Origin of the sequence: Segetibacter koreensis DSM 18137 (assembly GCF_000374045.1) — a bacterium.
GTDB classification, from domain to species: Bacteria; Bacteroidota; Bacteroidia; order Chitinophagales; family Chitinophagaceae; genus Segetibacter; species Segetibacter koreensis.
Genome location: NZ_KB893348.1, coordinates 129,855 through 154,637 on the forward strand (window position 1 = coordinate 129,855; position 24,783 = coordinate 154,637).

At 36.9% G+C, this 24,783-nt stretch carries 26 protein-coding genes; 19 read left to right on the forward strand and 7 right to left on the reverse strand.

Going from position 1 to position 24,783, the window contains the following annotated elements:
• Positions 1–4: 4 nt before the first annotated feature.
• The 3 genes from B154_RS0119960 to B154_RS0119970 all read right to left on the reverse strand — a co-directional run bounded on the left by B154_RS0119960 (position 5) and on the right by B154_RS0119970 (position 3,033).
• Positions 5–610 carry a nucleotidyltransferase family protein gene (locus B154_RS0119960; protein ID WP_018616103.1) on the reverse strand — a complete coding sequence of 202 codons (606 nt, stop codon included), beginning with the start codon at positions 608–610 and terminating at the stop codon, positions 5–7.
• An 80-nt stretch (positions 611–690) separates the two neighbouring features.
• A complete protein-coding gene (locus tag B154_RS0119965) occupies positions 691–1,839 on the reverse strand; it encodes an XdhC family protein (protein WP_018616104.1) in 1,149 nt (382 codons plus the stop codon).
• 186 nt (positions 1,840–2,025) lie between these two features.
• Positions 2,026–3,033, reverse strand: coding sequence for an SDR family oxidoreductase (locus B154_RS0119970; protein WP_018616105.1), 1,008 nt, complete (start codon positions 3,031–3,033; stop codon positions 2,026–2,028).
• A gap of 192 nt (positions 3,034–3,225) precedes the next feature.
• Here B154_RS0119970 and B154_RS33155 point away from each other — a divergent pair, with 192 nt between their 5' ends.
• Positions 3,226–3,600 carry a hypothetical protein gene (locus tag B154_RS33155; protein ID WP_211217520.1) on the forward strand — a complete coding sequence of 125 codons (375 nt, stop codon included), beginning with the start codon at positions 3,226–3,228 and terminating at the stop codon, positions 3,598–3,600.
• Positions 3,551–5,704: an alpha-L-rhamnosidase-related protein gene (locus B154_RS30290; RefSeq protein WP_211217521.1), complete on the forward strand. Its 2,154-nt coding sequence runs from the start codon at positions 3,551–3,553 to the stop codon at positions 5,702–5,704. Before B154_RS33155 ends, B154_RS30290 begins: the two co-directional genes overlap by 50 nt.
• Here B154_RS30290 and B154_RS0119980 read toward each other — a convergent pair.
• Together B154_RS0119980 and trmB are read right to left on the reverse strand one after the other, a co-directional pair.
• Complete coding sequence (locus B154_RS0119980) at positions 5,687–5,893, reverse strand: C1orf53 family protein (RefSeq protein WP_033412086.1); 207 nt, start codon at positions 5,891–5,893, stop codon at positions 5,687–5,689. The two genes, B154_RS30290 and B154_RS0119980, sit on opposite strands and share 18 nt — an antisense overlap.
• Positions 5,874–6,578 carry a tRNA (guanosine(46)-N7)-methyltransferase TrmB gene (trmB, locus tag B154_RS0119985; RefSeq protein WP_018616107.1) on the reverse strand — a complete coding sequence of 235 codons (705 nt, stop codon included), beginning with the start codon at positions 6,576–6,578 and terminating at the stop codon, positions 5,874–5,876. The genes B154_RS0119980 and trmB overlap by 20 nt, the downstream gene beginning before the upstream one ends.
• Before the next feature lie 221 nt (positions 6,579–6,799).
• On the opposite strand from trmB, the gene recR reads away from it, so the two are divergent.
• From recR to B154_RS0120050, 12 genes are all read left to right on the forward strand, one after another.
• On the forward strand, positions 6,800–7,414 hold the full coding sequence (gene recR, locus B154_RS0119990) for a recombination mediator RecR (RefSeq protein ID WP_018616109.1): 615 nt from the start codon (positions 6,800–6,802) through the stop codon (positions 7,412–7,414).
• A 110-nt stretch (positions 7,415–7,524) separates the two neighbouring features.
• Positions 7,525–7,938: an OB-fold protein gene (locus B154_RS0119995; RefSeq protein WP_018616111.1), complete on the forward strand. Its 414-nt coding sequence runs from the start codon at positions 7,525–7,527 to the stop codon at positions 7,936–7,938.
• Between the two features lie 20 nt (positions 7,939–7,958).
• Positions 7,959–8,348: a hypothetical protein gene (locus B154_RS0120000; protein ID WP_018616113.1), complete on the forward strand. Its 390-nt coding sequence runs from the start codon at positions 7,959–7,961 to the stop codon at positions 8,346–8,348.
• 26 nt (positions 8,349–8,374) lie between these two features.
• Positions 8,375–8,911 (forward strand): YceI family protein, encoded by a 537-nt coding sequence (locus B154_RS0120005; RefSeq protein WP_018616114.1) that lies wholly within the window; start codon positions 8,375–8,377, stop codon positions 8,909–8,911.
• 137 nt (positions 8,912–9,048) lie between these two features.
• Positions 9,049–9,585, forward strand: coding sequence for a YceI family protein (locus B154_RS0120010; protein ID WP_018616116.1), 537 nt, complete (start codon positions 9,049–9,051; stop codon positions 9,583–9,585).
• Between the two features lie 19 nt (positions 9,586–9,604).
• Positions 9,605–10,576: a DUF5777 family beta-barrel protein gene (locus tag B154_RS0120015; protein ID WP_018616117.1), complete on the forward strand. Its 972-nt coding sequence runs from the start codon at positions 9,605–9,607 to the stop codon at positions 10,574–10,576.
• A gap of 65 nt (positions 10,577–10,641) precedes the next feature.
• Positions 10,642–11,196: a YceI family protein gene (locus B154_RS0120020; RefSeq protein WP_018616118.1), complete on the forward strand. Its 555-nt coding sequence runs from the start codon at positions 10,642–10,644 to the stop codon at positions 11,194–11,196.
• A 44-nt stretch (positions 11,197–11,240) separates the two neighbouring features.
• Positions 11,241–14,123 carry a sensor histidine kinase gene (locus tag B154_RS30920; protein WP_051084326.1) on the forward strand — a complete coding sequence of 961 codons (2,883 nt, stop codon included), beginning with the start codon at positions 11,241–11,243 and terminating at the stop codon, positions 14,121–14,123.
• A complete protein-coding gene (locus tag B154_RS0120030; protein WP_018616121.1) occupies positions 14,120–14,881 on the forward strand; it encodes a LytR/AlgR family response regulator transcription factor in 762 nt (253 codons plus the stop codon). The genes B154_RS30920 and B154_RS0120030 overlap by 4 nt, the downstream gene beginning before the upstream one ends.
• 279 nt (positions 14,882–15,160) lie before the next feature.
• Positions 15,161–16,183, forward strand: coding sequence for a homocysteine S-methyltransferase family protein (locus B154_RS31940; protein ID WP_018616122.1), 1,023 nt, complete (start codon positions 15,161–15,163; stop codon positions 16,181–16,183).
• Between the two features lie 38 nt (positions 16,184–16,221).
• The gene (gene metH / locus B154_RS0120045; RefSeq protein WP_281166888.1) at positions 16,222–18,969 is read left to right on the forward strand and encodes a methionine synthase; all 2,748 of its coding nucleotides are present in this window, start codon (positions 16,222–16,224) and stop codon (positions 18,967–18,969) included.
• A gap of 128 nt (positions 18,970–19,097) precedes the next feature.
• On the forward strand, positions 19,098–19,862 hold the full coding sequence (locus tag B154_RS0120050; RefSeq protein WP_018616124.1) for an exodeoxyribonuclease III: 765 nt from the start codon (positions 19,098–19,100) through the stop codon (positions 19,860–19,862).
• A 22-nt stretch (positions 19,863–19,884) separates the two neighbouring features.
• Here the strand turns inward: B154_RS0120050 and B154_RS0120055 are convergent, their stop codons facing one another.
• Positions 19,885–20,472, reverse strand: a complete 588-nt coding sequence (locus tag B154_RS0120055; protein ID WP_018616125.1) for a glutathione peroxidase — start codon at positions 20,470–20,472, stop codon at positions 19,885–19,887.
• 141 nt (positions 20,473–20,613) lie between these two features.
• On the opposite strand from B154_RS0120055, the gene B154_RS0120060 reads away from it, so the two are divergent.
• Positions 20,614–21,060 (forward strand): nucleoside deaminase, encoded by a 447-nt coding sequence (locus B154_RS0120060; protein ID WP_018616127.1) that lies wholly within the window; start codon positions 20,614–20,616, stop codon positions 21,058–21,060.
• A 42-nt stretch (positions 21,061–21,102) separates the two neighbouring features.
• On the opposite strand, the gene B154_RS0120065 is transcribed toward B154_RS0120060, so the two are convergent.
• Positions 21,103–21,399, reverse strand: coding sequence for a YciI family protein (locus B154_RS0120065; protein ID WP_018616129.1), 297 nt, complete (start codon positions 21,397–21,399; stop codon positions 21,103–21,105).
• 340 nt (positions 21,400–21,739) lie between these two features.
• Here B154_RS0120065 and B154_RS0120070 point away from each other — a divergent pair, with 340 nt between their 5' ends.
• From B154_RS0120070 to gldC, 4 genes are all read left to right on the forward strand, one after another.
• Positions 21,740–22,348, forward strand: a complete 609-nt coding sequence (locus tag B154_RS0120070; protein ID WP_018616131.1) for a superoxide dismutase — start codon at positions 21,740–21,742, stop codon at positions 22,346–22,348.
• A gap of 74 nt (positions 22,349–22,422) precedes the next feature.
• Positions 22,423–23,022, forward strand: coding sequence for a hypothetical protein (locus B154_RS0120075; RefSeq protein ID WP_018616132.1), 600 nt, complete (start codon positions 22,423–22,425; stop codon positions 23,020–23,022).
• A gap of 185 nt (positions 23,023–23,207) precedes the next feature.
• Complete coding sequence (locus tag B154_RS0120080; protein WP_018616134.1) at positions 23,208–24,326, forward strand: glycosyltransferase family 4 protein; 1,119 nt, start codon at positions 23,208–23,210, stop codon at positions 24,324–24,326.
• A 61-nt stretch (positions 24,327–24,387) separates the two neighbouring features.
• A complete protein-coding gene (gene gldC / locus B154_RS0120085) occupies positions 24,388–24,738 on the forward strand; it encodes a gliding motility protein GldC (RefSeq protein WP_018616135.1) in 351 nt (116 codons plus the stop codon).
• The last annotated feature ends 45 nt before the right edge of the window (positions 24,739–24,783 follow it).

Here is a 24,783-nt window from a genome sequence, read left to right on the forward strand (position 1 = left end):
AAACTTATTTCTTTTGATGTTTACTTTCTGTATTTATCAAAGATTGGTAGTCTTTCACTGTATCTATATCAATACTGCCTAAAGGGAACGGAATGGCTGCAACTGATTCTTTATGTTTTATTAATAATTTCTTAGCTCCCTCCTGCCCTTTCAGTAGTAATAATTCCGGAAAAAATTTCTTATTAAACAAGGCTGGAACACCTAAGGTATTAGAATAAGAGCAGGCAATAATTTCTTTGCCGATTGCTGCCTTTTTGTTTATTAAATCATTAAGCAAAGCAGTATCTACAAACGGCTGGTCGCTAACCATGAGAATAGCATCTGAAACGTGTGGAGCTATTTTTTTCAGCATTGTTATTCCTATCTGTATCGAAGAAGACATGCCTTGCTCCCAATCGGGATTGTGATACACGAAAATCTCTTCTTTTTCTATATCCGGATGTATTTTTTCAGCATCGGCACCTAATATAACAATAACAGGGTTACATTTAGAATGTATAGCCGTCTCAACAGTTTGTTGTAATAAAGTTCTACCGTTGTAAACTATTTTTTGTTTTGGGTGACCTAACCTCGAAGATGATCCTGCAGCAAGTATTATTATCCCTGTCATTATAATTAATTAAACATTCAAACACACTATAAATATTTGAATACGTTAAACATTGCAAGGGGTATTAAAATTGCCAAACATTAAAGAACTGCCTGAACAATTTGTTGTGTATGCCTTGGGTGGATACTTTCTTCCTTATCCCTTAATGAAAACCCAGTTCGTTTAGTAAGTATTGCTTGTATTTCTGAAATGATGGATAAAGCAATTTCTTCTGAAGTCTCTGCCCCGATATCTAAACCTGCAGGCCCAAAGATATTTTGCAGGCTTTCTTTGTCTACATTCATTCCTTGTTCTTTCAATTCGTCAAGCATTCGGTCGAGTTTCTTTTTCGGCCCCAACACACCCAGATATACTGATCGCAGCGGTAATAATTGTTTTAAGATCGAGATATCGTAATTATAATTGTGGGTCATGAGAGCCGTAACTGTTCGGGCATCAAAATTTATTTGGGTTAAAGCGTTTTCAGGCTTTGAAACTATAATACGGTTAGCTGATGGAAAACGCTCCCTTGTTGCATAGTTGGGACGCCCATCTGCAACGGTTGTTTCCCACCCTAACACATTAGCCATCTGAACTAAGGGTATACTGTCGTTTCCTGCTCCAAAAATAACAAGTGAAACAGCAGGCTCGAGAAGTTCTATGAAACCTGTTAATAGGTTTTCTTCATTATAAGATTTTACTATTGAAGTGCGATTTGTTAGTACCTGCCGTGCATCTTCAGATAAGTTTATTTTCAATGATTCTTCACTTAGGGTATTTTTTATTTTTTCGTCTTCAGTCAAGAGCATACATGTGCCCGGCTGTGTTGCTTTTTTGTGAAGCGAGAATAATGTTACAAGTACTGCTGTCTGCCGTTTAGATACAAACGTTTTTAATAGCTCAATGGAATTATTGGGGTCACTTGGATTCACAGGTTCAATTAAAATAGAAATGATACCATTGCATCCTAAACCTACCCCGAGTTTTGCATCGTCATCATCGGTAGTATCATACGTTACAAGCATTGGTTTTTGTTGAATCATTACCATTTGCGCTTTCCGTAATGCATCTCCTTCAAGGCAACCGCCACTTATTGCTCCTGTAAGCTTTCCATCTTCAGTCACAAGCATTCTGGCTCCCGGTCTTCTATATGCAGAACCTTGCAAATGAACAACAGTTGCCAAAGCTGTCTGTTTGCCTTCCGCAGTCGCTTTATCATACGCTGTTATAATGTCTTTTAATTCTTTCATCTTGCAATTCTTTATAGACGAATTATCAATTCCGGCTATTAAAATTAGCCCATTTATAATATAAATGGTTGTTAATAGGAGAAAAGAAATAAAAGACGCATATCTTTTTCAGAAAGAATTATAAAAAATATGTGAGCCTCAAACTAGAATGTCGAGTATTTTTAAAACATCATTTTTTGCTAACGATCAAACAACCGTTTTTTTTCTTTTTCCTTTTTTTCTTAATAGATAATAACCAACTCCTACTCCGGCCGCCAGCGCTGCAGTTGTTATAACAATATTTCGAGTATTATGAGGTGAAGTCCAACCACCATCTATACCTGTATCAGTATTATCTGAGCTAAATAGAGCACCATCAGAGACGGGAACAGGTTTAGCCCTTTTAAAATAAGAACTCATAAGGGTAAAAAGCACCCTTTGCGTAACGGTGGGAAACAAAGAATTTATGATACGAAAAAAAACAGCAGATGCTCCAACATTTACTGCTTCTTTGGGGCGCACTGCTAGTGACACCATTGCATGGGCAACCCGTCTGGCATCATAAACAGGCGGAATAGGTTTAATTTTGCGACCTACATAATTGGCGCCGTGCTGAAAACCCGGGGTATCAATAAATCCCGGAAAAATATCGCAAACGTAAATGCCGGGAAATTTGATTAACTCTCCGCGAAGGGCTTCAGAAAAACCACGTAAACCAAACTTACTTGCAGCATAAGCAACTGAATAAGGTTGAGCAATCCAGGCACCTAAAGAATTGGTATTTATAAGCACCCCGTATCCCTGTCGTTTAAAATATGGCAAAGCAGCATGCGCGCCGTGAATATAGCCCAAAAGGTTCGTTTCAATTACACGTTGGTGCGATGAAACAGGTGTCTCCGTAAATTCTCCAACACAGCCAATGCCAGCGTTATTAATCCACACATCAATTGTATTTCCAAATGCTGCTGCAGTATCAGCGAGATGTTTCATATCCTCAGCATTAGTAACGTCGGTCTTAACTGCAATCGTTTTTACCCCTAATGCTTCGCATTCAGCAGCTACAGTTTCCAAAACATCTTCACGACGCGCTGCCAATACGAGGTTTGCTCCACATTCAGCAAATGCAATTGCTGCCGCATGCCCAATGCCACTGGAAGCTCCGGTTATAACAACTGTTTTTCCGTATAGAAAACGTTTTAATTGCTGGTTGTTCATATCGTATTAATTGAAGATGATGATGAAAATGAGATTTTTATTTAGAAAGATATGTTCACACAAAACTAAAGCCACCTCGGTTTGAGTCCCACATATTCTCATACACCGGCTCATGTAAAAGAAGGTTTTTCATTTTAATTGATACTTTCGATATTATGTAAAAGCTTTATATTGCTTTCAGAAATATTAATAATGATAAAAGAAAAATTAATTAAAGTAAAAATGATAAATAATAAAAAGCTGCCTTATCTCTTCGTATTAATAATTCTTCTTTTTTCTTGTAATTTAATTTTCGCTCAATCCATTGCACCATCTATTTTAAAAAATCCATGGAAAGCATTCTGGATTACTGGTCCGGGTGCATCAGATAATCCCTGGGCCACCATGTCTGATCCCTCACTTAAAGATTATGGCGTTTATAAATTTCGAAAGAATATAAATCTTGCTTCAAAACCTTCTTCTTTTATAGTGCATATCTCAGGAGATAATCGTTATAAATTATTATGTAAACGAAAAATTGGTTTCGCAGGGACCGGCGCGTGGAGACCTTTATTTCTGGAATTTTGAGACGGTTGATTTAGCTCCATACCTGCAACAGGGAAAAAACACAGTGGCAGCTTTGGTTTGGAACGAGGGAAAACTAAAGCCTGAGGGTCAGATATCTTACATGACAGCATTTATCCTACAGGGAAATACAGCCGCAGAAGAAATATTAAATACAGATACAAGTTGGAAAAGTATTCGTGACAGCAGCTATTTACCCTTACCTGTAAGAGTGCCGGGTTACTATGTAGCCGGCCCCGGGCAATTTGTTAATATGAATAGTAATATAAGAGGATGGGAAAAGAGTATCTATAATGATTCCGGGTGGGTAAAATCAAGAATACTTTTTAACGGGCTAACGAAAAATGCTGCAATTGATTCGCGAGGCTGGATGCTTGTTCCTTCTCCCCTTCCTCAGACAGAAATGACTCAACAACGCTTGGTAAGAGTTGCTAAGGCTGAGGGCGTTTCTGTTGATTCGGGCTTCTTATCAGGCAAAAAGCAAATAACTGTTCCGGCAAATAGCAGTGCCACTCTTTTACTAGACCAGGCATTTCTTACCAATGCGTATCCTACACTTATTTTTAGCAAAGGCAATAATGCTGGTATTTCTGTAGGTTATACCGAAGGCTTATACATTCCAAATGGTAGAGATCTGAATGGTTCTTTGCCTTTATTGCCAAAAGGAAACCGCAATGAAACGGAAGGAAAAATATTTATAGGTAAAAAAGACAGTATTATTTCTGATGGAAGTAATGGCCAGGTATTTACGTCGCTTTGGTGGCGAACCTACCGTTATATTCAGCTTCACATCCAGACGAAAGACCAACCTTTGGTTATTGAAGATCTCTATGGCACTTTTACAGGTTATCCATTTAAAAACAATGCACGGTTTGAAACAGGAAATCCTCTTTATAATCAAATGCTTGACATTGGGTGGCGAACAGCTCGTTTGTGCGCTTTTGAAACCTATATGGACTGCCCTTACTATGAGCAATTGCAGTATATTGGTGATGCACGTATCCAGGCGTTGATTTCTTTATACAATAGCGGGGATGACAGGTTGGTAAGAAACGCTATAAATTTAATGGACCATTCACGAATTGCAGAGGGGATCACACTTAGCCGTTATCCAACAGACCTTGATCAACAGATACCGACTTTTTCGCTGTGGTGGATTGGGATGTTGCACGATTACTGGATGTATGGTCCAGACAGTACTTTTATTGCTGACAAGTTACCCGGAGAGCGGCAGGTTTTAAATTTCTTCAACCATTACCAGCAGTCAGATGGTTCATTAAAAGACGTTCCTTACTGGAATTTTTCTGACTGGGTATATGGTATAAAAGGCTGGCCGAGAGGAATGGCTCCGATTGGTAAAAATGGAGAATCTGCTATTTTAGATATCCAGTTATTATGGACATATAAACTTGCTGCCGAAATGGAAGCAAAAATGGGAATGAAAGAATATGCAGCTATATATAGAGCAAGGGCAGCTCAACTGGCAAAATCAGTACAAAGAAAATATTGGGATGCTAACCGCCACTTATTTGCAGACAGGGAAGAAAAAGACAAATTTTCTCAGCATACTAATTCATTGGCAATACTTGCAGGAATAACAACTAAGAATGAGGCCGCTGCTATAGGAAAGAAAATATTGTCAGATACTACTCTTACCCCTGCTTCTATCTACTTTAAATACTATGTGCACCAGGCGCTAGTAAAGGCAGGATTAGGAAATGACTATTTAAACTGGTTGGATATATGGAAAGAAAACATAAATATGGGAATGACAACGTGGGCAGAAACATCGGACATAAGTACTACAAGGTCTGATTGCCATGCCTGGGGTTCAAGTCCGAATATAGAATTTTTTAGAACGGTACTGGGAATTGACACTGATGCACCAGGATTTGCCAAAGTAAAAATAGAGCCACATCTTGGGTCGCTTAAGAATGTGACAGGCGAAATGCCTCATCCAAAAGGGAAAATAAAAGTAGATTACAGAAATAATGACGGAAAATGGAATATTGAAATTAATCTTCCTAAAGAGGTTTCAGGGGATTTTATCTGGAAGGGCAAAAGTTATAAACTGAAAGAAGGTAATAATTTAATTAATGTTATTTAAGTTTATTTCTTGTTGCTTTAATAAAAGTTCACTTCTTTTTGGCTGAGGCACATTTTCATAGTGGTAAGGGCAATAGCGGCAGCCATTGCCACAACAATGCCCTCTCTCTAAATGATATTTTTCTTTGAAAACTATAAACCCCTTTTCATTATAATAAAAATCATCACCTTCAATCAATTTCTTCTTCAATTAGTAATTGTTTTAATTGCTCGTCGGCGTGAACAGGTAAAGGTTTATTAAGACAAAATTTAAGATAGTGAATGCGGTTACTTCTGGCAATATCAAGCTTTTCGTAATGCGTTTTAATTTTCAGGTCATCCCCTATTTCGTTTTTCGCATTAATATCCTCAAAATCTTCTAACAAATCAAGTTCAAATAAATTGATGACTTGTTTGGTAAATTGGTAGAGATCAGGACTATCTGTTTTTAAATTAATAACGCCATTACTTCCCACTATTGCCTGGTATAACCGCAGAAACCTGGGATGTGTTAATCGTTTTTTGGCCTTACTAATCCGAAGCTGCGGGTCAGGGAAAGTTATCCATATTTCACTTACTTCGCCTTCGGCAAAATAGTCGTTTATTTTTTCAATTTGAGTACGTATAAATGCAATGTTTGTCAACCCTTCGTCAAGCGCTTTTTTTGCACCTACCCAAAGCCTGTTTCCTTTTATATCTAAACCTATAAAATTTCTATCGCCATGTATTCTTCCAAGACCAACAGCATATTCGCCTTTGCCGCACGCAAGTTCGAGGGTAATAGGGTTAGAATTTTTAAAGAAGTTTTTCCATTGCCCTTTCATCCCGGCGGGATACTCAAGAACATTTGAAAAGTTCTTTATTTCAGCGAAGCGTTGCAATTTTTTTTGACCCATAAGCGCAAAAGTAAATATTATAATAAGGTTATGTGCCGTTTCAAACTTTTTTAAAGTTTACTTTTAGTTTATCTCTTTACCAGGTGGAACTTTTTAATAAAAGATCAATGTAGCGTTTACCCTGTTAGTATGTTTAATCAGGGCTCAACTTTAACTTTCAAAACGCATCTAATCTGTCTGTTGTTAGCTAATCTGTCAAAAGGCATTATTATTTTTGCAAAATGCAACTTCCCTCTTCTTTATTAGAAAATGCGGTGAATGAATTTTCGAAGCTGCCGGGCATTGGTAAAAAAACAGCTCTGCGTTTAGTTTTGCATCTACTAAAGCAGGATGTCGGAGAAGTTGTGCAATTCGGTGAAATCATTTCCAGGATGCGCAAGGATATTAAATTTTGTCAGCGTTGCTCTAATATCTCTGATGCTGACATTTGCTCCATATGTGCCAACAGAATGCGAAATCAACATCTTATCTGTGTTGTAGAAAACATTCGCGATGTCATCGCAATCGAAAGCACGGAACAATACAATGGTACTTATCATGTGCTTGGTGGTGTTATTTCTCCACTAGATGGCATTGGTCCTGACCAGCTTAGTATTGAACCGCTCATTCAGCGCATTCAGAAAGAAGATACTGAAGAACTCATTTTTGCGCTCAATCCTAATATACAGGGTGACACTACTATTTACTACATTCAGAAAAAGATGCAGCAATCGCAATGCAAAATCACGACTATTGCTCGTGGCATAGCCTTTGGCGGAGAACTTGAGTATGCAGATGAGATGACACTTGCGCGAAGTTTAAGCAATCGTCTGCCTGTCGGACAGTATGTCAAGTAATCTTTTAGCATTCCTTATTCCTGTTAAATTCTTCTTTTTCCTTACTCAGCAACACTAATAAAGCTTATCATTATTTACACACGTAATTTGTTTAATGAAATCTTATAATTATGAATAATAAGGTTAGACTTATCATTATTATTCTCATACTTTTTATTGCAGGCAGTTTCACTGTTGCCTATGTTATGTGGAACAAACCACAACGCAAAGTTGAGAACGAAAAAGGAATAGAAGTTACTTCCGCACAATTGGTAAAAGACTACCAGGCAAATGAAGCAGAGGCAAACAAAAAATACCTTGACAAAGCTATACAGGTTACCGGGGTGGTTGCAGATATTAAAAACAACCAGGAGGGTAACTCTACAATAACACTTTCTTCTGATGATGCATTTACAGGTGTTTTTTGTACGCTAAAAGAAAAGCCAGTGAATGTAACTACAGGCAGCACTATTATTATAAAAGGTATTTGCAGTGGCATGTTGTCTGATGTGCGGTTAAGAGAAGCTGTGGTTGTAAATAAATAATAAATTAAATCAGGTTTATAATGAAGAAACTTGTAACGCCATACTTCGTGTTTTTAATAATGGCCTTTTCAATTATTTTTTCCGGTTGTTATAATAGTAAAGCAGATCTAATAATACCACATAATGATTGTGACACGACAGGCATTATTTCTTACCGGTCTGATGTCACAAGCATTCTTCAACAAAACTGTTATATATGCCATAGTGCAGACAAGTATGCTACAAATGGTGGGTTCCATCAGTTGGATAAATTTTCGGTACTGCAACAAATGATTGCTAATGGAAAATTGTTAAAGGCAATAAATCACTTGCCCGGAGCAGTACCAATGCCTTACGGCGGAAGTAAACTCTCAGATTGCGATATTATGAAAATAACAGCATGGGTAAACAGAGGAGCGCCTGATAATTAAATTAATTAATATTTCAATAAATCTATATGAAATCAATAATGATTATGCTGGTATTTGTATCATCATTTTTCAGCGTAGATGCACAGAAAATCTATAGTGCAAAATCAGGAAACATCTCTTTCTTCTCGAGCGCCCCGTTGCAGGATATAGAAGCTAAAACAAGTGAAGTTGAAAGTAAGCTTGCTTCAAACGGACAGATTGCTTTTACTCTTCTTATAAAAGGTTTTCAGTTTGATAATCAAAAGATGGAGGATGATTTTAATGAAGATTACATGGAAAGTTCAAAATATCCAAAGGCTGGTTTCAAAGGAAATATCACAAATATCAGCGAAATTGATTTTTCTAAAGACGGCACCTATCCTGCTAAAGTAAAAGGCGAACTGACTATTCACGGAGTAACGAAAGATATAACAGCAGATGGTTCAATTCAAGTGAAAGGGCCTAAGATAATTGCAAGATCAAAATTTGATGTCGCTGTAAAAGATTATAACATTGGTGGAGCACTGATAGGTAAAAAAATTGCAAGTACCATTGCTATAACAGTGGATTGTGAGTATGAATAATTTTTTTGACTAATTGTTTATTGACTAATTTAATATATTCGTTAGTGCCTCCCATTTTACGGACCTATTAGTTCTGGTCTTTAAAAAAACCAAATGAGGAGCTAGTGAATATTAATTAAATATTGAATCAATAAAAAATGAAAAGGATCACAATTCTTATTGCGTTTACAGCATTTGTAGGTAGCATGAATGCTCAGCAAATTTATAGTACCAAAGCAGGAAAAATATCATTTTTTTCAAGTGCGCCTTTAGAAGATATAGAAGCCAGAACGACTGAAGTGGAAAGTAAGTTTGCTTCTAACGGGCAAATTGCTTTTGCGCTGCTAATGAAAGGTTTTGAATTTGAAAACCAGGAAATGGAAGATCATTTTAACGAAGAATATCTTGAAAGTACCAAATATCCTAAGGCAAATTTTAAAGGAAATATTATTAATATCAGCGAAATAAATCTTTCTAAAGACGGAGTATACCCGGCAAAGGTAAAAGGCAGCTTAACTATTCATGGAGTGACTAAGGAAATAGCATCAAATGGTACCATTGAAGTGAGAGGGCCAAAAGTGATTGCGAAATCAAAATTTGATATTGCTCTAAGGGATTACAACATTGGAGGGGCGCTGATAGGTAAAAAGATTGCTAACACTATTGCTATAACAGTCAACTGCGAGTACGAATAACTTTTTAAACCCTAATCTTATGTACAAGAAGTTTGTTGTCCTTATAATTGCTTTTGTTTGTGCAGGTCATATCGTTGCCCAGGATCTTGACCTTTCTAAGATGCTCGAAGAAGAAAGCAGTAAGGAGGATAAGATGAGGACAAATTACACTTCTGCAACATTTAAATCAACCCGTCTTATAAACGGCCATTCGGTAGAAACATTGGGAAAAGGAATTTTAGATTTTAGAATATCTCACCGCTTCGATAAATTCAGTGATGGTTTTTATGAAATGTTTGGTCTCGATCATGCAAAAATGAGGATAGGCTTAGATTACGGTTTAACAGACAGGTTTATGTTTGGCCTTGGCCGCAGTACTTACGAAAAACAGTACGATGGTTTTGTCAAGTACAAAATTTTAAGACAAACTTCGGGGTTTAAAAAAATGCCTGTAACTGTAGATGTGATGGCTTCTGTTATGCGTCGCAAAGACACTGCCGCTATCATATCAGAATTAATAACCAATCATGCGCTCTCTGTAAAAGACATTCCCTGGAGCCGCAAGATGTATTATTGCTTCCAGGTGATAATTGCACGAAAGTTTAATGAAAGCACTTCGCTTCAGATCATGCCTACATTGATACATAACAATATTGTAAAAAAGGCAAGTGACCCAAATAATAATATTGCAATAGGTATTGGAGGAAGGCAGAAAATATCTAAACGGGTGAGTATAAATGGAGAATATTATTATGTTTTACCAGCCTATAAGTTTGAAGGAACCACCAATTCCTTATCCTTTGGGGTTGATATTGAAACCGGGGGACATGTTTTTCAGCTTCATCTTACTAATTCGACAGGAATGACTGAAAGATCTTTTATTGCCAAAACACAAAAAGAAGGTAGTCAATGGTCAAAAGGAGATATCAATTTTGGGTTCAATATTTCACGGGTATTTGTAATAGGAAAGAAAAAAACTCAATCAAAATATAAAATAGCAGAAGGTCACTAGCGTTTTGTAGTTTTTTTTCTCTTTCCGTTTTACCAGGTTTTCAAGTAAAATAATAGAAAAAACAATTGAAACAGAGATCATTTGTAGTCGCTATATTACTTTTTAGTTTTACCTCTTTGTTTGCACAGGAAGCAAAAATTTTTTCAGTTAAATCTGGTAAGATTTCTTTTCAGTCAGATGCTCCTTTTGAAACTATCAGGGCAAGCAGCAATGATGTAAAAGGATTACTGGAAATTGAAAAAAAGCTATTTGCTTTTAAAGTGCGAATGGAAAGTTTCGACGGTTTCAACAGTAGCCTGCAAAAAGAACATTTCAACGAAAATTATATAGAAAGCAGCAAATTTCCTGAAGCCACTTTTAACGGTAAAATTATTGAAGACGTAGACTTAACCAAAGACGGTAACTATACAATAAGGGCTAAAGGAAATTTTACAGTGCACGGTATTTCCCAGGAGAGAATTATAAAAAGTGATGTTGCGGTCAAAAACGGTAAAATAAATATTGAGTCTGCTTTTTCCGTTTTGCTCGATGATCATAATATCCCAATTCCAAAAGTGGTAAAAGATAAACTAAGCAGTGAGATCAATGTAAAAGTTAACTGCGAGCTGGAACCTCGCTGACACTTATGCCCGTTTTGCTAAAGCACATACTATTTTCTTGTATAATGTTTTTACTATGGAATAATAGTATAGCCCAAATACCAGCCACATACGTGATCAGCTCAGATGCGCCTGGTCTTAAAATACTCACTTTAATACAACATAGCTCAGGCTATTTTTTGGCTGGAACAACTAATGGCTTGTACCGTTTTGATGGTCATAGTTTTACCCCCTTTGCTCTTAGTACCCAGATAAAAAACAAATCAATAACAGCAATTGCCGAAGACAAAAATTCATTGGTATGGATTGGTTTTCAAAGCGGTGAAATAGGTTTTCTAAAAAATAAGACAGTCGAACTATTACATGCCGAAGAAGGTCATCCGGCTGTTGCAATAACATCCATTTTAGCAGATACCTCTGGTAGAAAGTATTTCAGTACGGCAGGAGAAGGCATTTACTATTATAAAAATAAAAGGTTTTATAACAGCAATACTGATGATGGACTAAGTGACAATTATGTATATAAAATGGTTATTGAACAGGGCCATCTTGTAGCCTCTACAGATAGGGGCTTAAATATAATAGATATTGGAAAAAGCGAAAAAGATATTCATTTTTTTACATCTGCTAATGGCTTACCAGATAACATTGTGCGGTATCTGTATTTAAAAAATAATAATGCAGAAAACAATTCTTCCGCTAGTTATTGGATAGGAATGCAGGATAAAGGAATAGCAAGTTTTTCAGCTTCTGATTCCACCTTTTCAGGGTTTATAAAAGACTGGTCATTCGGGCAGGTAAACTCCCTCATAACGTCCGGACGGCAGTTGTGGATTGCGACGCAGGATAAAGGAATTGTGGTAGTAGAATTTGCAGATGCGTCGATGAATAAAATTTTAGCAGTAAAAAACATTTATACCAATTTTGCCAAAGCGAATAACCTCATTTGTGACGACGAAGGCAATATTTGGTTTACAAGTAATAACCAGCTTATAAAAACAAATGGCGCACGACTGCAAAACATTATTCCTTTCGATAAAAAGATATATTCCCAAATCCACAGCATTTTAAAAGATAGAACTGGCAATATTTGGGTAAATGTAAATAAAGGATTACGCAGGTTTTATTTTGATAGTTTAAAGCAGCAGTGGCGAGCAAAATCATATATACTGTCTATCGTGGACGATAAGACTGATATAACATCTCTCTACGAAGATAAATATGGAAACATTTGGGTAGGTACAATGGGCAAGGGTATTATTATTATTGACCCTGTTTCAGGTAAAAACAGGCATTTGACTGAAGATAACTTATTAGTTGATGGTAGCGTTCTTTCTATAACCGGAAAAGATGAAGAGCTATGGATAAGCAGTCTTGGAGGTGCGGTGCATTGCAATTTAGGAGAGGAAAATAAAGACATTTTTCAACCTTATTCTTTCATAAACTTTAAAAATGTTAGCAGCATTGGCAGTAATTATATCTATAGCATTTTGGTAGACAGTAAAAAACGGGTTTGGTTTGCGACTGATGGCAGGGGAATCACAGTATATGATCACGGAATATTTACAAATTATAACCAGGGCAATGGCATAAAAAGCCTTGTGATTTATAATGTTTGTGAAGATAAAAACGGCAGTATCTGGTTTAGTACATTAAATAACGGATTATACAAATTTGATGGTAAAAACTTTGAAAATATCTCTGTTGAGCAAGGCCTTAATGATGCCACGATAACCGCATTGACTACAGATGCTAAAAACAATATTATAGCAATCAGTAAAAAGGGTATTAATATAATAAATGCAGCAACAAACAGTATCTCTTATCTCGACATAAACCAGGGCCTTGAAGAGGTAAATACAGACCTCAATTGCGTTGCAGGCAACGATGAAGTTTATATTGTAGGCAATAAAGGTATTATGAGATACCTTTCAACGGAAAAATCGCTGAAGCCAAAAATAGTGTTAGAGGGCGTGCAGGTGTTTTTAAACAACGTTGACCTGGGGCAGAAAAGAACTTTTTCTTACGATGAAAATAATCTTACCTTTTCTTACACCGGCATTTCTTTTTCTCATCCCGACAAAATAAGGTATCAATATAAACTGGAAGGTTTAAGCCAAGAATGGATAAACACCAAAGACAACAGTTTAAATATTCCTAAACTGCCTCCCGGAAACTATACATTTCGTGTAAAAGCATCTATTAGCAACGAGTTCGATGACAGCTACGAAGCTTCTTATTCTTTTTTAATCCAAAAGCCTTTGTGGTTACAATGGTGGTTTATTGCGATGGTATTATTGGCTCTTGGCCTGCTATTATATCTGTTAGTAAAAGAACGTGTAAAAAGAATAAAGCGTTGGGAAAGAAGTGAAAAGGAAAAAGTTCAATCGCAATTTGAAACATTAAAAAGCCAGGTAAATCCTCATTTTCTGTTTAATAGTTTTAATACCCTCATATCGGTTATAGAAGAAGATCAACAAAAAGCTGTCGAATATGTTGAACACCTTTCCGACCTGTACAGAAAAATTGTTACCTACCGGGATAAAGATGTAATAACGCTAAAGGAAGAGATTGAAATAAGTAACGATTACTTTTTTATTCAGAAAAAACGTTTTGGTGACAACCTTCAATTTAAAAACAACGTATCAGAACAAGAACAAGAGCTGTATATGATTGCGCCGCTGACTTTGCAAATGCTCACTGAAAATGCGGTAAAGCACAATGCAATCTCATCAGAAACACCTTTGGTTATAGAAATAGCCATTTGTAAAAAATCGCTACTGGTTAAAAATAACATTAATGCAAAACGGTCTTTTGAAAAAGGTGCAGGCATGGGCTTGCAAAACATTGAAAAGCGTTATAAATTGCTGACGAATGAAGAAGTGACAATTAAAAAGACGGACGAATCATTTATAGTAAAAATACCATTACTTACTTCTGATACATGATAACGATATTAATTATAGAAGATGAAGATGCAGCCTTTCAACGGCTGCGCAAAATGATAAAGGAAGCACTACCACATGCAAACATTTTGTCTCCTGTAGTAAGCATTGGATCTGCTATTGACTGGTTTACACAAAACGATCAACCTGACCTTATTTTTCTCGATGTTCATTTGGCCGATGGCGAGAGCTTTGAAATATTTAAAAAAATAAAAGTTAAAAGTCCCATTGTTTTTACAACTGCTTATGATCAATATGCCCTGGAAGCTTTTAAAGTAAACAGCATAGACTATTTGCTTAAGCCAATAAAAAAAGAAGAGCTCAACCGTGCAATTGATAAATTTATTAACCATAACCTATCTTATGTTTCTGAGATAAATTTTCAACGAATGATTTCCGCGCTACAATTGCAGCCAGCCAGCTATAAAGAACGTTTTGTTGTAAAATATGGTGAGCATATTAAGACAATTGAGACAAGCACCTCAGCATATTTCTATACCGAAAACAAGGCTAATTTTTTGGTAACCAAGGACAATAAACGCTACGCGATCGATTATAACCTGGACCAGTTGGAAGAATTACTCGACCCCAAAAAGTTCTTCAGAATTAATCGGCAGTTTATTATTGGTTTTCAAGCAATCACCGAAATGTTTACGTATTCAAAGTCACGGGTATTAATAAAATTAAACCCTCCCAGTAAACTTGAGACTATTGTCAGTTCCGAACGTTCCGCATCTTTTAAGTCGTGGCTCGATCGTTGACTTTTTCCATTATGAATGGTAATTGTTAACAATTGTTAAATGTGCTAGTAAAGTCCTTGATTTTGCAATGCGGGTTTCTTATTCTATTTTTGCAAAACTTCAGAAGGTGGATTTGTTTATTGTTCAACCTGCTGATTTTACAATTTATCTTAACTGAACTAATAAACGACTCACTCTGCCAGCTTTCCCAGAATGTCATCGTTTTTAGTTAGTCAAATTTTTTAAGTGAAGTCACTGCCACTTTGCATCAACTTGCAATTGTGGTAAAAAAACTAATTAATGAATATTCAAAAAGAGCTTGAAAAACGGATCCTGATCATAGATGGGGCTATGGGTACAATGATTCAGCAATATAATTTGCAGGAAGCAGATTATCGAGGCGAGCGTTTTAAAGATTGGCATACAGATGTAAAAGGGAACAATGATTTGCTAAGCCTTACCCAGCCACAAATTATAGAGGAAATTCACAGAAAGTATCTTGCCGCCGGAGCTGATATAATAGAAACAAATACATTTAGCAGTACAACTATTGCTCAGGCAGATTACGATATGCAATCCCTTGCTTATGAACTTAACGTTGCTTCTGCGAAATGTGCAAGAAATGCAATTGAAACATTTCTTGCATCAGACGAAGGGAAAGGCAGAAGCGGGGCATGGGTCGCTGGAGCGATCGGACCTTTAAATAAAACGTTAAGCCTCTCTCCTGATGTAAATAATCCAGGTTTTCGTGCTGTCACTTTTGATGAAGTGGCAACTGCATATACTGAACAAATAAAAGGACTCGTAGATGGAGGTGTAGATCTCTTGCTGATAGAAACAATCTTTGATACCCTAAATGCCAAAGCAGCTATCTACGCCGTAAAAAAGTTTTTCCGGGATAATAAATCGCCGGAATTGCCTATTATGATCAGTGGAACAATAACTGATGCTTCTGGCAGAACTCTAAGCGGTCAGACTCTTGAAGCTTTCTATACTTCTATCCGTCATGCAAAGCCTTTAAGTGTCGGTTTAAATTGTGCCCTTGGTGCAACTCAAATGCGTCCGCATATTGAGGAGCTGAGCCAGATTGCAGAATGTTTTACATCAGCCTATCCTAATGCCGGCCTTCCTAACGCATTTGGCCAATACGATGAGCAACCACATGAGACTGCTCATATTATTGCTGAATGGGCACAGGAAGGTTTTGTGAACATTGTAGGCGGCTGTTGTGGTACCACACCTGATCATATAAAGCACATCGCCGATTATGTAAAAACTTTTAAACCCCGGGCATTACCTGTGGTAGAGGAAAGTCTGAACTAATCATACAAAGAAAAGTAAGAAGGACACAGTGTTTAAAAATAAGTGAAAGAGAAGAAAAGAAAATCATGACTATTAAACCATATCTCCGCCTCTCAGGTCTTGAACCTTTAGTTGTAAGACCCGAGACGAATTTTGTGAACGTAGGCGAACGAACAAACGTAACAGGATCAAAAAAATTTGCACGTCTCATTCGTGAAAACAAATACGAAGAAGCATTATCAGTAGCCCGGCAACAAGTAGAAAATGGCGCACAAATACTTGACGTAAACATGGATGACGCATTGCTGGATGGAAAGCTGGCCATGACAACTTTTCTAAATCTACTGCAAGCTGAACCTGATATTGCAAAGATACCGGTAATGATAGACAGTTCTAAATTCGAAATTATTGAGGCGGGTTTAAAATGCGTTCAGGGAAAATGTATAGTGAATTCTATAAGCATGAAAGAAGGCGAAGAAAAGTTTATAGAACAAGCTATTATTTGTAGAAATTATGGCGCTTCTGTTATAGTAATGGCTTTTGATGAACAAGGGCAGGCCGATACGAAACAAAGGAAAGTTGAAATATGCGAAAGAGCTTATAGAATATTAACAGAGCACGTAGGATACGATCCGCAGGAAATAATATTTGACCCAAATATTTTTGCAATAGCTACGGGTATAGAAGAGCATAACAATTACGCCGTTGACTTTATAGAGGCCACCAGGGAAATAAAACAAAAAATGCCTCTTACAAAAGTAAGTGGTGGGGTTAGTAACGTATCGTTTTCCTTTCGCGGAAATGATCATGTGCGCGAGGCTATTCACGCTGTGTTTTTATACTATGCTATAAAAGCGGGTATGGATATGGGTATTGTAAATGCAGGTCAGTTGCAGGTATATAGCGAAATCGAGCCAAAGCTTCGCGAGCTTTGCGAGGACGTTATTCTCAACCGGAACAACGATAATAACCAGGCAACAGAAGCATTAATCAATTTTGCAGAAACTGTAAAGGCAAAAGGAAAAGAAACTGTAAAAGACGAAGCGTGGAGAAATGAACCTGTTGAAAAAAGACTTGCTCATTCTCTTGTAAACGGTATAACAGATTATGTAGAAGCAGATACTGAAGAAGCCAGGCAGAAGTATCCGAAACCACTTGACGTAATTGAAGGTCCTTTAATGGATGGAATGAACATAGTGGGAGACCTCTTTGGAAGTGGTAAAATGTTTTTACCACAGGTCGTAAAAAGTGCAAGGGTAATGAAAAAAAGTGTAGCCTACCTGTTTCCTTTTATTGAGGCGGAGAAGGAAGAAAGAAGGCAGGCACACCTGGCCGCTGGTACAGTAAATGAAGAAGGAGCCGGTGCAGCCAGGATATTATTAGCAACGGTTAAAGGCGATGTGCATGACATAGGTAAAAACATTGTGGGTGTCGTTCTGGGTTGCAATGGTTATGATATTATTGATCTTGGCGTAATGGTTCCTGCAGATAAAATTTTGGAAACAGCAAGAAAAGAGAATGTAGATATTATTGGATTAAGCGGTCTCATCACTCCTTCTTTAGATGAAATGGTGCACATAGCTCGTGAAATGAAACGACAACAAATGCATCTGCCGCTGATGATCGGTGGTGCAACCACAAGCAGAATGCATACAGCAGTAAAAATTGCCCCTGAATATGAAGAAGGAGTTGTGCACGTGCTCGATGCTTCACGAAGTGTAACTGTGGCAGGTTCTTTATTAAATAAAGATCAAAAAAATGATTTTATAACAAATATTAATCGAGAATATAAGAAGCTTAAAGAAGATTTCGGAAACAAAAAAGTGACCAAAGCGTATTTATCGTACAACCAGGCGGTGGAAAATAAAATAAAGCTTAATTGGTATAATTACATTCCCACTAAACCTTCTTTTTGCGGAACAAAATCTTTTATCAATTATGACCTTGCTGAAATAGCAAAATATATTGACTGGCAGCCTTTCTTTATTGCGTGGGAGTTACATGGAAAATTTCCAAACATACTTACCGATGAAAAAGTAGGTACAGAAGCAACAAAACTTTACAACGATGCTCAGGCATTGCTTAAAAAAATAATAGAAGAAAAGTGGTTAACTGCTAAAGGCGTAATTGGTTTCTGGCCTGCAAACTCTAACGGTAAGGATACTATTACAGTAACCGATGAACTCTCTACAGTCGTAGAACTTGAATCGCTTCGCCAACAGGTAAAAAAAGCTGAAGGACAACCTAATATGTCCTTAACAGATTTTATTGCACCAAAGGAAACCGGTATACAAGATTACATTGGCGCTTTTGCTGTAACAATTGACGGTATTGAGCCTCATCTTAAACGTTTTACTGAGCAACACGACGATTATAATAAGATTTCTTTACAAGCACTTGCTGACAGATTAGCTGAGGCATTTGCAGAATTACTGCATCATAAAACAAGAACAGAATTTTGGGGCTACATAAAAGATGAAAATCTGACAAATGAAGACTTTATTAAAGAAAAATATGTCGGCATTCGTCCTGCACCTGGTTATCCAGCATGTCCTGACCATACTGAAAAATATAAGCTTTTCGCTTTGTTAGATGCTACCAATGTTGCCGGTATTCAATTAACAGAAAGCCTGGCAATGTACCCTGCTTCCTCAGTCTGCGGTTGGTATTTTGCTCATCCTGAAAGTAAATATTTTGGTATTGGTAAAATCGAAAAGGACCAGGTAACGGATTATGCAAAAAGAAAAAACATGCCATTAGAAGAAGTAGAACGGTGGTTGAGACCGGTGTTAGAATATGATGCATAAAAGCAACTATGTTGTTGCAGTTTCAACTTCATAACAAAAACGTTTTTTCCTGCACATATTTCTGCTATCATCAAATAGAAACAGATATTAGTTACTTATTAACCTGCACTATATACATAAGCACATTTATGCGCATAATCACTTATAACGTAAACGGCATTCGAAGCGCAACAAGAAAAGGTTTTATAGACTGGCTTGCAACAGACCCCGCTGATGTTATTTGCCTGCAGGAAGTAAAGGCGCATAAGGGGGATATAGATATCAAAAAGATAGAGGCGCTGGGTTATGAGACATATTGGTTTTTGGCGCAAAAAAAGGGTTATAGCGGTGTTGCCATTCTTACCAAAATAAAACCTGATAACGTTGTTTATGGCAGCAATATAGAACAAAGTGATTTTGAAGGTCGCGTTATTCGTGCCGATTTTGGTGATATTTCAGTTATTAGTGTTTACTTTCCATCAGGTACGAGTGGAGAGGTAAGGCAGGCTTATAAATATATATGGCTCGATGAATTTATTGAGTTTTTAAATGAGCTGAGGAAGACCCGCGATAAGTTAGTGGTCTGTGGCGATTATAATATTGCTCACAAAGAAATAGATATTCATAATCCTGTTTCAAATAAAAAAACTACTGGTTTTCTACCCGAAGAAAGAGCATGGTTTGACAAATTTTTAGAAAATGGTTTTATTGATGGTTTTCGCCATCTGAATAAGGAGCCGCATCAATATTCATGGTGGAACGTACTGCGACCCACAACGAGAGCTGAAAACAAAGGCTGGCGTATTGATTATATCAATGTAACTGAAAATCTTAAACACCGGATTGTAAGTGTAAAGATTTGTCCCGAAGTAAAACACAGCGACCACTGCCCTGTTTACCTCGAGCTGCAGTAAAAAGTATGCAGCGGGGTGATTCTCAGTCTAAATTTTTTCTTACAACATTGCTTAAAGGTGATATGGCAGGACCAAAATAGTTAGTTAAAAAACCGTGTCTATTTACCAGGTATTTAGAAAAATTCCATTCTGGTTCAACGTCATTCCAGCCATTTTTATTTTTACAGGTCAACCATTGGTAAACATCGTTTTGCTTCACTCCTTTTACAACACTGCTTTTTTTCATTAGTAAAAATTGTATTCCAAATGCTGTCTTACAAAATGCGGCTATTTCCGAATCTGTACCTTTTTCCTGTTCTTTAAAATCATTTGAGGGAAAACCGATAATGATCAAATGCTCTTTATATAGCTCATTCAATTTTTCTAATTCGTAATACTGTGAAGTGAACCCGCAATCAGAAGCAGTGTTTACGATCAGAACATTTTTGCCTTTAAAATCTGCAAAACTTATTTGATCTCCATTATTAGCTATTGCCTTTAAATCATAAAAAGAAGTAATTGGCTTAATGTCTTTTTTAAGTGTTTCCACTTTTGCTTTCATGCCCAACCACTCCCCCGCTTTCATTAAAACAGGATAAGTAATTTTCAGAAATTTTTGTCGCAAAGTCATATGTGTAACCGGTGGGTTGAAAAAAAGATTTTATAAAATATCAGTCAAAATCTTCTTTAACGATACAAAATCTAAGATAAATTGTTTGCGTTATAGCTTGATAGTTCCTTTTCTGCACAAGAAACAATTTACTTTTACAACATGATTATTCAGGATGACGAGTATTTTATGAAGCAGGCGTTAAGGGAAGCACAGGATGCGTATTATGAAGGGGAAGTACCCATAGGAACTGTCGTAGTTATAAACAATAAGATTATTGCCCGGGGACACAACCAGGTTGAAAGGCTGAATGATCCCACTGCTCATGCTGAAATACTTGCCATAACATCAGCGTGTAGTTATTTAGGCGCAAAATATTTACCCGATGCTACTTTGTATGTTACGATAGAACCTTGTCACATGTGTGCAGGCGCACTATATTGGAGCAAGCTGCAAAGAGTTGTATTTGGCGCTAGGGATGTAAAACAAGGATATGCATTCTTTTATGGTAACAAAAATCCTTTTCATCCTAAAACTGAAGTAACAGGAGAGGTTTTAGCGGCAGAGTGCGCAAAATTGATTAAAGATTTTTTTAAGGAGCGGAGGTAACTTATCGGTTTCTGCAAAAAAACCTTTTTCAAAACTTCATACTTATTTTTCCGGAACCACTGCCATCATGCGATGATACTCATATTTATTAATTGCAGAGGCCGGGTCATTATCAATTAGTGTTTTTACTTGTTCTTCATTGTCAACAGCAATAATGCCAAGACCGTAAACACCCTTGGGATCGAGCACAGGGCCGAAAACTAACATAATCCCTTTGTCGAGGTATTCTTTCCAATATGAAACATGTTGTTGCATTATGTTTCTTTCTTCAGTAGTCATTGTCTCTGCAAAATCGGGGCGGTTAGGAAGAAGCTTGAGTACAAAATAATGTTTATTCATGCTTAATTTTTATGTGGAAAAAGTACTTTTCTTCTAAATATAAGCAATAGCACCCGCTAATATAGAGGTAGTTTTAAAAGTTGTTATTAAAATGTCTTTGCAGATGTATGAAATTGTGATCCTAAGTATTAACATTCTCCTTAAGTTTTTTAACCATCCCGTTTCTTTTAGTATTGTAGTAACAACAAGAGCCGTATGAAGTCAGAAAATCGATCTTACTTACGGTAAATCTCATTTCCGATATTAGAAAGATTTGGTCGGGTTCTTTCACTTTCAACTATTAGGTTATAAATTTGTTGTTGTATGATAAATTGATTTAAAACATTTAAAACAAATAATTATGGCATTTACCTTACCGCAGTTGCCTTATGCACCCGATGCATTAGAGCCTTACATTGATGCCCAAACCATGCAGATTCACCATGGCAAACATCACCAGGCCTATATTGACAATTTGAATAAAGCAATTGCAGGAACAGACAATGAGAACAAAAGCCTTGAAGAATTAATTGCATCTGCAGGTTCTATCTCTCCTGCTGTTCGTAATAATGGTGGCGGACATTGGAACCATAGTTTTTTTTGGCAGATCCTTGGCCCTGCTGCTTCACAACAAGCTCCCACAGGTGCTCTGGCAGAAGCTATAAATGCAACTTTTGGTTCACTTGATGCTCTTAAAGAAAAGGTAAACACTGCAGGCGCTACACGATTTGGTAGCGGATGGGCATGGCTTATCTCAAGAGATGGAAAATTGGAAGTTACTTCTACCCCTAACCAGGACAACCCTTTAATGGATGTTGCTGAGGTAAAAGGAAAGCCTATTTTAGGTATAGATGTTTGGGAACATGCTTACTATCTGAAATATCAAAACAGAAGACCGGAATATTTGGGGGCTATATGGAATGTAATTAACTGGAAAAAAGTTGCCGAAAACTTTGATGCGGCTAAATAAAGTTTCTGTATAAACACATTATGTATAATTAAACCCTGGTAAAATTATCAGGGTTTGTTTTAATTATAATAAAGATGAAAAAAAACAATTTTTTTGCTTTAATCACTATTACGGCACTTTTTGCATGTAATGGTGAAGCAAATAAAAAGGTCTTAATTATGGGTCGCGGTAGCATAACAGCCAATGGCAACGATGTAACTATGAAAGAGGGCTCTGGTTATGCGGAAGAAACGGTTGAAGTAAACGGAGACAAACCAGTAACCTGGAATGTGACTACCCCGACCGGGAAAAATACCATTAATATACCTGCAGATAAAGGTTTTTACATCCTAAATTTAAGGGCAGATACAATTGTCGGTAGCCAGCAAATTTTGGGAACGGATATTAGCAACAGCCGCACCATTACCCAGGAGGAATTGAAGAAGAAAATTGATAGTCTTACCAAACTGACTACCGGCGCAAATATTACCCCAGGTAGTCATAATTATATGATTTTACCAAATCAGTCTAAGAAAATATCAGACAATACTGGAGCTAGGGTGTTTGGTCCATTTACCAAAATACCGGGAACTTTAGAAGCCGATAAAAGTGGCAAAGCACCAGAGATATATAAGTTTTACACCAACAGTGAAATGAGAGAGCTTATTGCCAATTTTAAGAAAATGACATATTAATAAAAAGAGGCTATCTCAGAACTAAAATGGAGAGAAGCCTCTTTTTGTGCGGACTACTTAACCTTCTTCTGCCTAAGCAAAAATTTAATGCTATTAAAAAATAGGTTTTCAGTCTTTATATTATTTTTTGCTCAGTAATATTGGTTTTGCCTTTGATTTAATCGGTTGCCTACCTTTGTCTCAATATGCGCATTGCAGTCGATTCGAGAATTTTTCAAAAAGATGAGGTACAAAATTCTTTTATAAAAGAAATTTTTTTCAGGCTTGCAAATCATTATTCTGAACATCTTTTTATTTTTTTGTTTGACAAGCCAATTGATAGTCTGCCTGCTTTACCTGAGAATGTTACTCCAGTTATTATAACACCCGCGCCTTCAAACCTTTTATCATATAAATGGTGGTACGATTTTAAAGTTCCTCGCGCCTTGAAAAAGTGTAAGGCGGATGTTTTTGTTGGGGCTTCCGGCTTGTGCAGTGTAACACCTTCAATACCCCAGGTGTTGATGGTAAGTGATCTTTCATTTCTTCATTATCCTGCTTTTTTCCCAAAAGAAAACTTGTCATTTTATAAAAAGTTTACTCCGGTCTTTTTAAAAAAAGCTATTGCAGTTGCTACGTTTACTGACTTTGTAAAAAAAGAGATTACTGGTACATACCCAGTACCAGAAGAGAAGATTACCGTAATTGATATTGCTGCCGATAATTCTCTTAAACCTGTGTTGTGGGAAGAAAGGGAAAAGGTAAAAGAGGAGTACGCTAAAGGGTGCGAGTATTTTGTTTTTAATAGCGGTCTCAATCCCCGCAGAAACCTGGTAAATTTATTAAAAGCCTTTTCCATTTTTAAGAAATGGCAAAAGTCAAATATGAAATTGCTTGTCACAATTCATCGTGAAGAATATAAAGATCAGTTAGAGAAATTAAATACGTATAAGTACAAAAACGAAGTAATTCTTGCAAACAATCTTTCGAAGGACCAGTTGGCAATAGTTAAGGCAAGTGCCTATGCTATGATTTTTCCCTCTTCATATGAAGGGTTTGATGTAGCTGTTTTGGAAGCAATGAAAAGTGAAGTACCGGTAATAACATCAGCAGGAAGCAGTATGGCAGAGACAGCTGGTGAAGCTGCTTTTTTTGCCGACATAAAAGATCCTAATGAAATTGCCGATCAAATGAAACGTGTTTTTAAAGATGAACAGCTCCGCAACAAAATGATAGTGGCAGGAAAAGAACGTGCAAAGATGTTTAGCTGGGATAAAACGATTACGCTCACGTGGCAGCTTATTCAGCAGGCAGTTTCCAAATAAATCTCCCTTACTTTTGTGAGGTTAAAATGTAATTAAATTTAGTAAAGTTAATATAACAGAAATGCAAAACAGCACAATTACAATTGATGTTCAGCTAGATCACGATAAAGTTCCGCAACAAATCTCATGGCGTGCCTCTGACAGTACTGCTGATGCAGCTCAGAGAGCTAAGGCAATGATGATATCTTTTTGGGATGGTGCGGATAAATCTGCCCTTCGCATTGACTTATGGACAAAAGATATGATGGTTGATGAGATGGCTGATTTTTTTTACCAGACGATAACTACAATGGGCGATACTTACGAACGCGCTACTCAAAATAAAGATTTGGCACAGCAAATGAAAAATTTTGCGAAGGATTTTTATACCAAATTCAGAGAATCGCAACTCCAGACAAATAAGCTGGTGTAGCGGAAATGAAGGCATATCAGGGTTGGAAAATGTGCATTTTAAACA